12 protein-coding genes are annotated in these 12,093 nt (G+C 62.2%); 5 read left to right on the forward strand and 7 right to left on the reverse strand.

Annotated features, from left to right (window positions below):
- Positions 1–58: 58 nt before the first annotated feature.
- Both H2170_11225 and pap read right to left on the reverse strand, forming a co-directional pair.
- Positions 59–520 (reverse strand): DUF5069 domain-containing protein, encoded by a 462-nt coding sequence (locus tag H2170_11225; GenBank protein ID MCS6300650.1) that lies wholly within the window; start codon positions 518–520, stop codon positions 59–61.
- 154 nt (positions 521–674) lie between these two features.
- On the reverse strand, positions 675–2,159 hold the full coding sequence (gene pap / locus H2170_11230; GenBank protein ID MCS6300651.1) for a polyphosphate:AMP phosphotransferase: 1,485 nt from the start codon (positions 2,157–2,159) through the stop codon (positions 675–677).
- A 215-nt stretch (positions 2,160–2,374) separates the two neighbouring features.
- Here pap and H2170_11235 point away from each other — a divergent pair, with 215 nt between their 5' ends.
- The 3 genes from H2170_11235 (at position 2,375) to H2170_11245 (ending at position 5,320) form a co-directional block, all read left to right on the forward strand.
- Positions 2,375–3,715 carry an ISAs1 family transposase gene (locus tag H2170_11235; GenBank protein ID MCS6300652.1) on the forward strand — a complete coding sequence of 447 codons (1,341 nt, stop codon included), beginning with the start codon at positions 2,375–2,377 and terminating at the stop codon, positions 3,713–3,715.
- A gap of 47 nt (positions 3,716–3,762) precedes the next feature.
- Positions 3,763–4,197, forward strand: coding sequence for a hypothetical protein (locus tag H2170_11240; GenBank protein ID MCS6300653.1), 435 nt, complete (start codon positions 3,763–3,765; stop codon positions 4,195–4,197).
- 133 nt (positions 4,198–4,330) lie between these two features.
- Positions 4,331–5,320 carry a malate dehydrogenase gene (locus tag H2170_11245; protein MCS6300654.1) on the forward strand — a complete coding sequence of 330 codons (990 nt, stop codon included), beginning with the start codon at positions 4,331–4,333 and terminating at the stop codon, positions 5,318–5,320.
- 380 nt (positions 5,321–5,700) lie between these two features.
- Here the strand turns inward: H2170_11245 and H2170_11250 are convergent, their stop codons facing one another.
- Entirely contained in the window at positions 5,701–6,000 is a 300-nt protein-coding gene (locus tag H2170_11250; protein MCS6300655.1) for an HPr family phosphocarrier protein, read from the reverse strand.
- Positions 6,001–6,072: 72 nt separating this feature from the next.
- Here H2170_11250 and kdsB point away from each other — a divergent pair, with 72 nt between their 5' ends.
- Positions 6,073–6,819, forward strand: a complete 747-nt coding sequence (gene kdsB, locus H2170_11255) for a 3-deoxy-manno-octulosonate cytidylyltransferase (GenBank protein ID MCS6300656.1) — start codon at positions 6,073–6,075, stop codon at positions 6,817–6,819.
- A 330-nt stretch (positions 6,820–7,149) separates the two neighbouring features.
- Here the strand turns inward: kdsB and H2170_11260 are convergent, their stop codons facing one another.
- The 4 genes from H2170_11260 to carA all read right to left on the reverse strand — a co-directional run bounded on the left by H2170_11260 (position 7,150) and on the right by carA (position 10,813).
- Positions 7,150–7,548, reverse strand: coding sequence for a hypothetical protein (locus H2170_11260; GenBank protein ID MCS6300657.1), 399 nt, complete (start codon positions 7,546–7,548; stop codon positions 7,150–7,152).
- A 110-nt stretch (positions 7,549–7,658) separates the two neighbouring features.
- Positions 7,659–9,248: a transposase gene (locus H2170_11265; protein ID MCS6300658.1), complete on the reverse strand. Its 1,590-nt coding sequence runs from the start codon at positions 9,246–9,248 to the stop codon at positions 7,659–7,661.
- 34 nt (positions 9,249–9,282) lie between these two features.
- Positions 9,283–9,480: a hypothetical protein gene (locus tag H2170_11270; protein ID MCS6300659.1), complete on the reverse strand. Its 198-nt coding sequence runs from the start codon at positions 9,478–9,480 to the stop codon at positions 9,283–9,285.
- 160 nt (positions 9,481–9,640) lie between these two features.
- On the reverse strand, positions 9,641–10,813 hold the full coding sequence (gene carA / locus H2170_11275) for a glutamine-hydrolyzing carbamoyl-phosphate synthase small subunit (protein MCS6300660.1): 1,173 nt from the start codon (positions 10,811–10,813) through the stop codon (positions 9,641–9,643).
- Positions 10,814–11,139: 326 nt separating this feature from the next.
- On the opposite strand from carA, the gene H2170_11280 reads away from it, so the two are divergent.
- Positions 11,140–11,865 carry a sigma-70 family RNA polymerase sigma factor gene (locus tag H2170_11280; protein MCS6300661.1) on the forward strand — a complete coding sequence of 242 codons (726 nt, stop codon included), beginning with the start codon at positions 11,140–11,142 and terminating at the stop codon, positions 11,863–11,865.
- The last annotated feature ends 228 nt before the right edge of the window (positions 11,866–12,093 follow it).

Consider the following 12,093-nt stretch of genomic DNA (forward strand, 5'->3'; position numbering starts at 1 on the left):
ATGAAGGGAAACTACGGGGAAGGTTTGCACGGACGCAACTGGCGGTTGCGAAGGAAGCCTACTCGATGCGGCCTTCGTCGAAGTCGATCAGGTCAGGGACACTGATGATCTGCTCGGCGCGGTCGGCGCAGCCCATGGCGGTGAGGGCCTCTTTTAAGAACTCACGCCCGGCCGGGGTCAGCCCCTTTTGCACGAGTTCGCGGTTCCATTTTATCGCGCGCACGTCGGCAGGGAAGAGCGCGAGGAGACCGGCCTCAATCTCCGCGGCAGTCGTTGCCGTATGGACGATTTTTTCCACCGCAGCCGGCTCGACGCCCAGGTGCATACAGAGGAAGCGGTCGAGGCCACGCTTGTAGTTCTTGGCGTAGCTGGCCGGGAGCGCGCCGTGGGCTTTTACGTAGGCGCACTTGGCCAGGAACCGGGGCAGGTAGAGCAGGCCGGTCGCCGGGTGCGGTTGGTAGGGCGAAGGCAGGCAGGTGAGCACCTCTCCGGTCGAACCGGGAATGGGTTTGGACAACATGGGGGTTACTGGACCCGAGTGCGGGGCGCTTGAAAACTCCTTTCTGCGCCCCGACGAAGGACGAGCGCTGCTCCGTCTCCAGAGGCGGTAACATTGATCTTGTCGGATTGAGCTCTGAGGTAGTGCGGTGCTTTGAATGTGACCGCCTCCGGCATTAAAGACCGAGGGCAGCTTCGATAGCCTTCACCGAAGTGCGCAGAATCTGGAGCCGAGCGTGGCGTTTGTCATTCGCGGGAACGAGGTGCCAAGGCGCATCGGTGGTCGCGGTAAGCGCCAGCATATCGCCGACGGCAATCTCGTAGGCGGCCCATTTATTCCGGTTACGCCAGTCCTCGTCGTTAATTTTATGCTGCTTGTAGGCCGTCTGCTCGCGCTCACGAAAGCGCCGCAATTGCTCCTCCTGGCTGACGTGCATCCAGAACTTGATCACAATGGTGCCGTGCTCGGTCAATTGGCCCTCAAAGTCGTTGATCTCGTCGTAGGCCCGGCGCCATTCGGCCTCGCTGCAAAAGCCCTCGAGGCGCTCAACAAGCACCCGCCCGTACCAGGAGCGGTCGTAAATCGAGGTGAGCCCAGCTCGCGGCAGGTGGCGCCAGAAACGCCACAGGTAGTGATGAGCATTTTCCTCGTCCGTGGGCTTGGCCACGGGAATTACCCGATAATCCTGGGCATCAATCGCGCTCGTCAGACGCCGAATCGCCCCGCCTTTGCCCGCCGCATCCCAACCTTCGAATACAAAAACGATGGAGCGCTGCGCTTTCTGGGCGGCGCGGGTAGCGCGGTTGAGGCGACCCAACCACTTCTCGCGCTTGGCCTCGTAGTCTTCCGATGACAATTTCTGGTCCAGCGGCAGAGCAAGCAAACCCGCCAGTCCATCCGGCCGCAGCGAGACAGGAACACTGGGCGCTGGCACCCGGACCCGGGGCGCATCGAAGCGCTGTAAATGTGCCTCCAGTTGACTCACCAAAAGGGCGGCGACCTCGAGGTTCCGCTTGCGGGAATCCGCCGCATCGATGACCACCCAAGGGGCTCCGGTGCGGTGGGTTTCCTCGCGTAAACGAGTAGTAGACTGGGCGATCCGGGCATGGTTGCGATGATGCCGGCGAGCCTCATCGGTCACTCGCCAAGCCGTATCGGGATTGTCGGCCAGTTCGTCGAGGCGCCGGCGCTGGTCGGACTCGGAAAGGTGGAGCCAGATTTTGATGATGAGCGTGCCGTTATCGGAGAGGAGTTTCTCAAAGGCCCGAATGTGGCCGAGGTGGCGCTCGATATGCGCAGGCTTGGGTACGTCGCCAGCCTGGGCGCGCAAAAGCTCGGTGTACCATGAGCCGGCAAAAACCCCCAGGCGGCCATACGACGGCAGGCAGCGCCAAAACCGCCACATCAAGGGGCGCTCGCGCTCCTCGTCGGAGGGTTCACGAAAGGCGACGGTCTCCACCCCGCGCGGGTCGAGCCAGGCGCTCAGGGTGTTGATCACCTCGCCACGGCCACCGCCTTCCTCGCCAGCGAAAATGAGCAGAACCTTGGTCGGCGCTGCCTTGAGCCGAACCTGCAACTGAACGAGCTTCTCCCGTAAAGCCGGGACCCGCTCTTCGTAGATTTTTTTAGTCAATCGAGGGGCCGGAATCTCTTGGGTCATGAGCCGAGAATAGAGGCTTCGCCCCAGCAGCGTGTCGAGCCGTGTTTACTATCCGCCGAGGGTTTGGCGGGGGCGTTAAAATACACGCGCGAAAAGTGCTACCAAAACAGCAGAGTTTCCGGCACCGCCGATTCATTGAACAGCTAAACACCTGAATACTAACAAAGGAGCGGAATAAGCGGGACAAGCCCTAGGAAATCATTTTGGCTGGGTGAATGATGCCGGCCGAAACGAACCCGTCGAACCCCCAAGGGGAGGTGATTTCGCTGCGCCACTTGCAGGTGCAGGTGCTAGACAGCCCCGAGTTAAACGCCCGAGCGCAGGGGCTGCTTGAGGAGCATCACTATCTGGGCGCGGTGAAACCGGTGGGCGAGCGGCTGCTGTACGCGGTGAGCGATGCGCAGGGCACCTGGGTGGCGGTGCTGGTGTTTGCGGCGGCGGCGCTGCACCTGCGCGGCCGGGAGGCGTGGATTGGCTGGAGTGGCGAACAGCGCCGACGCCGATTGGCGCTGGTGGTCAACAACGTGCGGTTCCTGCTGCTGCCCAAGCCGGCGGTGCCCAACTTGGGCTCGGCGGTTTTGAGCCGGGTGCTCGGCCGGCTCAGTGCCGACTGGCAGTCGCGTTACGAGCACCCCGTGCTCGTCGTGGAAACCTTCGTCGACCCCGAGCGTTTTACGGGAAGTGTATACAAGGCATCCGGGTGGACCGAGTTGGGCCTGACCAAGGGCAACACGCGTAAGTCGCGCGATTACTACGAGCACCACGCCAAGCCCAAGCGCTTGTTTGTGCGCGAGCTGGAGCCCCGGGCCCGGAGAGCTCTTCAGGCAGGGCAGATCAAACCCTCGCTGGCTGCGGTGGAGGCGAAAGTTCCGGTGCGAAGTACCCTGAAGGCCCCCGATTTAATCAGCCTGGCGGAGGCCTTCCGGCAAGTGCCTGAATACCGCGCCTACATCGGGGCCTATCCCTTGCACGCGCTGCTGGCGATCACGGCGGCGGCCTATCTGGCCGGAGCACCCCGCGGCCAACGTGACCTGGCCGCTTTCGCCCGCCGGCTCTCCCCGGTCCAACGCCAAGCCCTCGGGGTGATCCGCCGCCGCGGCAAATACGGCGCTCCCAGCCAGCCCACCTTTAGTCGGCTGTTCGCCCGCGTTCAGGCCTCGCGCATCGAGGAGGTTTTACTCGCCCACCAACGTCAGGTGCGAGGCGAGCCCCCCGACAGCGAGATCGTGGTCATCGACGGCAAAGTCCCCAAGCACAGCGGCGGACAAAACGTCGTGACCGCGGTTACCTCGCCGAGCTTGTTTTATCTCGGCAGCGAGGTCGTCGCCGAAAAAAGTAACGAGATTCCCGCCGCCCGCGCCCTGTGTGAGAGACTCGATTTGGTCGATAAACTCGTGAGCCTTGATGCCCTGCATACCCAGGCGGACACCGCGCGGGCGATCGTACTGGAGCATGGCGGCGACTACCTGTTCACCGTCAAAGGCAATCAGCCCGGCTTGCAGAAAATCGTAGCAGCGCAAGTGCCCGATCCGGGCGCCCCTTTTTTGACCCGTTAAAAGATCCCGCTGCCGAGCAACGTACCACCCAGGAAAAGAAGCACCCCGTGACGCGCACCCTGGTGGCGCGCGAGTTGAGCGCGGAAAGCGCCTGCTTCCCCCTGGTGGCGCAAGCCGCGAGAATCTGCCGAAAACGCCACGGCAAGCCCACCGAGACCGTGGCGCTGATCACCAGTCGCCCCGCCGCCGAGTTGACTCCCGCCCAATGGCTGGAGGTCAACATTGCGCACTGGGGAATCGAGACCGGTTTGCATGCCCGCCTCGACGCCTCGCGCCAGGATGATCGCTGCCGATTACGCCGCCCGAACGCGGTGCGCATCCACGGCATGTTCAACCGCTGGGCCAACAGCCTGTTCATGCACTGGCGCGGTCAACGAACTAAAAAACGCCACCTTTATACCTCCGACTTTATCGCCCACATGTCCGAAAATCATGACCGTCGCGCGCTCCGCGCACTTACCTCGGTAAACTTCCCGCTATGAATCGGCGCTGAGTTTCCGGGACGAAGCCCAAGCAAAGCTTGGCACAGTCACATTTTGCGGATAAAAACTGCGCAGCAATAAGGGAATTTGGTGCGTGTCACCCGCCCTATTTTCGCCCTAGGTTTTTGCCCGCATGAGCAAACAACCCATTCGCGTCGCCGTGACCGGAGCAGCCGGTCAGATCTCCTACTCGCTATTGTTCCGCATCGCCTCCGGCGCGATGTTCGGCCCCGACCAACCGGTCATCCTGCAACTCATCGAGGTGCCTTTTGAAAAGGCCATGAAGGCGCTTGAAGGCGTCGCCATGGAACTCGACGACTGTGCCTTCCCCCTGCTGCAAAGCATGGTCCTAACCGACGACCCGCGCGTTGGTTTTAAAGACGCCAACTGGTCACTGCTGGTCGGCGCCAAGCCCCGCGGACCCGGCATGGAGCGCGCCGATCTCCTTAAGGACAACGGCAAGATTTTCATCGGCCAAGGTAAGATCATAGACGAGGTCGCCGCTGCCGACGCCCGCGTCGCCGTGGTGGGTAACCCCGCCAACACGAACTGTATGATCGCCGCCTCGCAGGCCAAGCGCCTCACCGCCGATCGCTTCACCGCCATGGTGCGCCTCGACCAGAACCGCGCCCAGGCCCAGTTGGCCAAGAAGGCCGGCGTCGCCCTCACCGCCGTCAAAGACATCTTCATTTACGGTAACCACAGCCCGACCATGTTCCCCGCCTTCGCCCACGCCTCCATCGGCGGTAAGTCGGCCATCGACGTGATCAACGACAAGGAATGGCTCACCGGCCCGTTCCTTGAGACCGTCGGCAAACGCGGCGCCGCGATCATCGCCGCCCGCGGCCTCTCGTCGGCCGCCTCGGCCGCCAACGCCCTCGTCGACCACGTGCACAGTCTAGTGACCCCCGGTGCCATCCACTCCGTCGCGGTGAAGTCCGAAGGCCGCTACGGCTTCGACCCCGAAGTCTGGGCCGGTATGCCCGTGCGCACCACCACGCCCGGCAGCTACGAGGTCATCACCGGTTATGAGATGTGCGAATTCGCCAAGTCGAAGATCGCCCTCACCAACAAAGAGCTGGTCGAAGAGCGCGCCGCCGTCATCGACATGATCAAGGGCTAATCGCCCCCATCCCGAGCATCCCTCGCAAAAACGGCGCCCTCCCCGGGCGCCGTTTTTTTGTGCGAGGTGAGGGGCCACCTTGGGGTGGGCTGGATCGGGCGGCCGAAAAAAGTAGCGCAGACTTCCCAGTCTGCCTCGGGCGATTGCCGGAGCAGACTGGAAGTCTGCGCTACTTTGCGAACACGGACGACACGGAGGTCGTCCCTCCGCAATCGTTCTCGTTCTCCTACTCTTACTCGTTCTCGACTCCGACTCCGTTTCCGGATGCCGACGAGCACTTCGACGCTCACGTCGCCCCCCAAGCGGCCACAAAAAAGGCGGCCCGCTTGGGGCCGCCTGCTTCAATTCGGGGTTTTTGGGTCAACCCGTTCCGTGGCCAGTCAGGCCTCGTCGAACTTGCGCGTGAAGAGCTGTTCGAGCTCGGTGAGCATCTGCGGGGCGTCGTCGCCGGTGGCGAGGAACTTGACCTTCGAACCTTTGCCGGCAGCGAGCATCATCAAGCCCATGATGGACTTACCGTTAACCTGCTCCTCGTCTTTTTTGACAAAAACGTCGGCCTTAAATTTGTTGGTGATACGCACGATCATGGCCGCCGGGCGTGCGTGAATGCCCATTTTGTTCTGAACAACCAGTTCCTTCACATTCGGGCTGGGGGTAGTAGTAGTTTTATCCATTGCCATTTGCCTAAGCAGAGTCCGGCGCGAGGCGACGGCTTGCAACCCCAAAACCGGAACCCCAGCGTTTGCCCCACCATGTCCAAGACCGCGATCATCGTTCCCTGCCGGCTCGAATCCACGCGCTTCCCCCGCAAACTGTTACACCTCATCAAGGGGCGTCCGTTGCTGCTGTGGGTGGCCGAGCGCATCCGCCAGGAAGCCCCGGAATTCCCGCTTTTTTTCGCCGTGGACGACGAGTTGTTGGCGGCCCCGCTGCGTGCGGCCGGGTTCACCGCGATCCTCACCGGGGTGCAACACCAGAGCGGTACCGACCGCATCGCCGAGGCCAACCGCACCGTGCAGGCCGACCAGGTTATCAACGTGCAGGCCGACGAGCCGCTGGTGACCCGAGCTCAGATTTTGACCCTGGCCGAGCTGATCAGCGGCACGGCGGCGATGGCCACGTTGGGCACGCCGTTCACCACGGCGGCGGATTTCAACAACCCCAATCAGGTCAAAGTGGTCTTCGCGCCAGGCGACGGACGTGCACTTTATTTCTCCCGCGCGCCGATTCCCTATGGCCGCGACCGCGCCGGCGTGGTCGACGACGCCTGGGTACAGGCCAACCCGTGCTTCAAACACCTCGGCCTCTACGCGTACAAAGCCGACCTCATCGAACGCTTCGCCCGCTTGCCGCTGGGGCGCTACGAGCAGCTGGAAAAACTGGAGCAACTGCGGGTTTTGGAAAACGGTTACGAGATCCGCTGCGGGGTGACCAACGACCCGACCATCGGCGTCGATACGCCAGAGGATGCGGTCAAGTTTGAGCAGTGGCTGGGCTGATACTGCGGAGCGCTCAAGTCGAGTCTCGCCGCATCCTTGAGCTCACGCTCAAGGCCACACCCTTCGTTGACACACTCCCCGTGGCCTTGAGCGTGAGCTCAAGGATGTTTACCCCAAGGAATCCGCAGCTCCAGGAACCGATTTCATTCAGCTCACCTCGAACGCGAATTCGCCCGAAAGGCCCGGATTTCGAAACCGGAGTTAAGTCCGATACACGAGGGCCGACCTCAGTGTCGTCCGCGCCAGAGGCCGGAAAATACGCCGGGCTAGAGAACGAGTAGGAGTAAGAGTAGGAGTAGGAGAACGATTGCGGCCGGAGATCCGCGCCCCTCACCGTTTGATCGCCGTGATCCACATGATTTCGCAGGCGCCGCCGCGGGTGTCGGTCCGGCTGAGCGACGAACGCCAGGGGTCGCCGCCACCCGGCTTGGTGACCTCGACCAAAAAGCCGTCGAGGGTCACCACGTCGTGGCGTTTAATCGCCAGCAGTTGCCGGCGGATTTCGGGGGTGGCGGGCAGGCAGTGGGTGTTGGCGGAGTGGCAGGCGATCTGATCGGGAGGCAGAGGTTCTTGGCCGGACCAGGAGTACTCATACCAGCGGCCCGATTGGGAGATGCTCAGTGCGTTGATCACGGCGGCGGTGGACATGGGGCCCCAGCCAAGCGCGAGGTCCAGCGGCGCCACCTCCGCAGCGGCATCGTAGCGGTAACGCTGGCGGGAGAGCACCACGGCCTTGATCGAATAATCCTAAATCCGGCAATAGAAAGTGCGGCCGGCGGGCGTTGCCCGTCGGATAGATGAGGGTGGAGAGTGCTGCGGCAGGCTGAACGGAAGCGCGATCAGCTTGGGGCGGTGGCCAAAGGCGGTTCAGGGCCGAGTACAGGGAAGTTTTCCTGTAAAATCCTCGCTACGATTTGCCCCCAGCGCTGGGCGACACTCCATTGCTCCGCATTATGAAGGATACCATGTAACCATCTGGCCAGCTTTGTGATGAGTTCACTCAGGCGAGGTGCCTCGGCATGGCTCAAGCGCACGTCCAGGCGGCGTTGACCGGAGTGTTCGCTCTGCCGGGTCGCTCCGCAGAGCAGACGGGGACGTGTACTCACCGCCTCGTGGTGCTGACCGGGTTGAAGCAGGCGGTGATAGAGCGTCCACCAGTTGTAAACCAGTGCGGCCAAACGCGCGGCGTGCTGACAGGAGTTTAGCTCCTGGGAGGTAAACCCCGACCAGCTCCACTGGTTCTTGAGCTCGTCGAAGGGGTTTTCCGCGCCCCCACGTTCCCGATACAGGGTGGCAAGGGTAAGGATCTCGTAGGGCAGGCTCGTAACGAGGATCTGATGTTCGTAGATGATCGGCTCGCAGGCGGCCGCGTCGGGGATGTTCAGCAGCAAAGCGTGGTCGGCTTGCTCGCGCACGAGGCGGCGGCGGGCCCGGGGGTGGCGTTGGTCGTTGAGGCGACGGCGCAAGACCACCACACGTCGGGCCCGGTTCCAGCCTTGCAGGCGCAGGCAGCTTTCGCAGCCCTGCCAGCCTTGTCCGGCGTCGGTCCAAGCGGTGGTGGTGGTGCGTTCAAGCGCGGCCACCAGCTCGCGGGCCTTGGCGGTGCGGCGCAGTTTGAACAAATAGTTGAGTTTACGCGCTTCAGCTTCACTGAGCAGCGCCTCCTGGCCATAGGCGCAGTCACCGCGCAAAAGATGGGGCCGGCGCTCGGCTGGCAGTCGGTCGATGAGCGCCCACAGCCCCGCAAAACCATGTCCGGCGGCGGATTGATCGCCGGGGTGCACCTCCACGTCCAGACACAGGCGCAAGGTGGCGATCCAGTAGGTGTGGTAGGCGTGGCTGGGGCGTCCGGGCTTTTGCGGGTTATAGCCGATGCTGGCACCTTCCTGACGTCCATAGATGGGCTTGATGGTGACATCGATGTCGAGGATCCACTGGTTATCCAAAAACCCATGACAGGTTTGGTCGAGGTGACGCCGCAACCAGTCCTGCCCCTGCTCGGCACCGATGCGAGCCAGCGCCCGGCGCACACAATCCTCGCTGACAATCGACTTAAGTCCGAGCAGGCTCGGGGCAATGTCGTCGCCGCGCAGGGCCGCGAGGTGCGCGTAGCGATAGTGCCCGGAGAGCATCCCCAAAAGCAGGGTTCCAATCACGTCGCGAGGGCGGTGTGCGCGGTTGCTGCTGTAACAAAGCGGCGTGTCCGCAACCAGTGCCTCGAAGCCTCCTGTCGCACACAAGTACTGCGTGAAAAACACCAGTGCCCCCAAGGGGCTCACCGGCAACTCTGGGGCGAACTGCGCACGAAAACGTCCTCCGGGTGTATCCACAATCAACACCTCGGCGGCATCGCTTGGCGTTGCCTTGTGATCAGGGTTTTCTGACTCACCCTCGGGGTGAGCTTTTTCCGGCGGTAAAAACGGCGGCATATGACAGCCAAACAATCACCTGCGTGATTTTTGGCTAGTTTCTATTGCCGGATTTAGGATAATAGGCCAGCGGGGTGATCGTGTTGTCGCCGTGGTTAAAGGGCCGAGGCAGCGCGACGTCGGATTGGACGGGGTCGTGCGCCGCAGGCATGCCGCGCCACTTCGCCTCCGGTTCGTGCCAGTAAAACCAAGCGGCGAACGCGAGAAGGGAGAAGACCAGGAGTTTTTTCATGTGAAGCGAAGTCGCGGCGTAGCGCAGACTTCCAGTCTGCATTGGCCCCCTAGCAGACTGGAAGTCTGCGCTACTTTTCGGAGCTAGGGGCTCGGCGAGGGGGCGGGCTCGGGCGCGCACAAAAAAGCCGCCCGGCGGTGGGGCGGCTTTAATCAAGCGCTTAGATTTTACCGGCCTTGCGCTTCTCAATCAGGTTGTAGAAGTCGGTGAACAGCGGGTCAGCGTCGTTCGGGCCGGGTGCGGCTTCGGGGTGATACTGCACCGAAAAGACGGGCAGCTCCTTGTGGCGCAGGCCCTCGACCGTGTTGTCGTTAAGATTGATCTCCGTGACGATCGCGCCGCCCTTGGCCAACGACAGCGGATCGGTGGCGAAGCCGTGGTTTTGCGCGGTGATGGAGACTTTTCCCGTTTCGAGGTTTTTCACCGGCTGGTTGCCGCCGCGATGGCCGAACTTGAGCTTAAAGGTGGTGCCGCCCACCGCGTGGGTGATCATCTGATGGCCTAGGCAGATGCCGAAAATCGGGTAATGCGGCAGCAGGCCCGTGACGGTGCGGTGGATGTAACCGAGCGCGGATGGGTCGCCGGGACCGTTGGAGAGGAAAACGCCGTCGGGCGCGTGCTCTTTGATCTGCTCGGCGGTGGCAGTGGCGGGGAACACTTTTACGTCGAAGCCGTGGTTGACCAGCTTGCGGAAAATGGAGTGCTTGGCGCCGAAATCGAAGGCCGCGATGGTGAAGCGCTTGGCGGGCGTGTGGGGCAGGCCGAAGGTGGTGCCGGCGGGCACGTAAACGGCGTTGTGGTTGGCAGCATCATCGGCGCGCCACAGGTAAGGCTCTTTGCAGGTGGTGTCCTTAACGTAGTCGCTGCCAGCCATGTCGTGCCAGGCCTTGGCGCGGGCGACCGCCTCGGCGTCGGTGAGCGCGAGGGTGGAAAGGCAGCACTTCATCGCGCCATCGACGCGGAGCTTTTTGGTGAGGGCGCGGGTGTCGACCTCGCTGATGCCGGGGATGCCGTACTTGCGCAGGTAGGCGTCGAGGGAGGACTGGCTGCGCCAGTTGCTGACGATGGGGGAGAGTTCGCGCACGACCAAGCCGCTGGCGCGGGGCACGGAGGCCTCGGTGTCCTCGTCGTTGACCCCGTAGTTACCGATCATCGGCGAGGTCATGGTGACGATTTGGCCGTAATATGAGGGATCGGTGATGATCTCCTGATAGCCGGTCATGGACGTGTTGAACACGCATTCGCCCGCGATCGTGGCATCGGCGCCAAAGGCGCGGCCGCGAAACACGGAACCATCTTCGAGGGCGAGGACTGCAGGTTTGAACGTGGACATTTAAAAAAGGACGAAAAGGTGTCGGGTCGCGCCTGCCAAGGGGTTTTTAAAAAAAACCGCAGAGCGGGATTTTCTCCACCTTTTCCAGGCGCGGGCGTCACCCCGCTCGGTGGCGGGAGGGCCGGCACACGTAGGGGAGGAATACGAGGACACGGGGAGCGAAAGGGGCCAAAACTCGGCCTTAGACCCACCCTATGGGGTGAAAGGTTCCCTCCTCGGCCCACATTTGGGTTAACGAACCCATATTCGATCCGGACGCCCCAAGGTAGTCTGGGACTCGTCTGGTACCACCAGCGCCATCCCAACCCATTCACCGGAGCCCAATCATGATTCAGCACGCACGTTCAGGTCGCACGGTCACCCTCGCCAAGCCCGAGGCTAAAACCGAGGCCGCTTACGATTCACTTCTTGTCCAGCGCTTCAACGCCGGCGACGAGACCGCCTTTATCGAGATCATGCAGCGCTACCACGCGCGCCTCTTCAGCCTCGCCCACAACCTGCTACGCAACGCCGCCGATGCCGAGGAAATCGTCCAAGACGCGTTCATCCGCGCGCATCGCGGCCTGGCCAACTTCCGCGGCGATTCCTCGCTGGCGACCTGGCTTTATCGCATCGCGCTCAACTTGTCGCGCAACCGCTACTGGTACTTTTTCCGCCGCCGCAGGCAGGACTCCCTCTCCCTGGAGCGCCCCCCGTCCGAGGACTCCAACATCACATTCGCCGACATGATTGCCTCCGACGACGCCAATCCCGCCCAAGAAACCGCCACCCATGAATTCGTAACGCTGATTTCTCTGTGTATGGACAAGTTAGAACCATCTCACCGCGAGATCCTGACCATGCGCAACGTCATCGAGTTGCCCTACGAGGACATCGCGGTGGCCCTGCGCATTAATGTCGGCACGGTCAAAAGCCGCATCGCCCGTGCCCGCGAAAACTTACGTAAACTCCTGGCAGAATGCGCCCCGGAGTTTGGCCCTGAATCCGTACCGGGCGACTTCTTCGAATCGGGCCGCATTGCCCACGGACGCAGTGGCATTGCCTGCGCTTGAGCCGAGGCGGCTGCGGATCCTCATTCGCGCTCAAAATGAGGCTAATTCGACGAGGGGTTGGCGGCATGATTACATGCCGCTGATCTAGGGAGGGCCCACCTCCGTGTGGGCTGGCTCGAACACGGACGACACGGAGGTCGTCCCTCCATAAACTAACGACTGCAAGCAAGCTGCATTCTTTGGTAATTTACCTCACCTAGACCACGCATGATCAATCCACTGGATTCA

This window comes from Opitutus sp., from assembly GCA_024998815.1.
GTDB lineage: Bacteria > Verrucomicrobiota > Verrucomicrobiia > Opitutales > Opitutaceae > Rariglobus.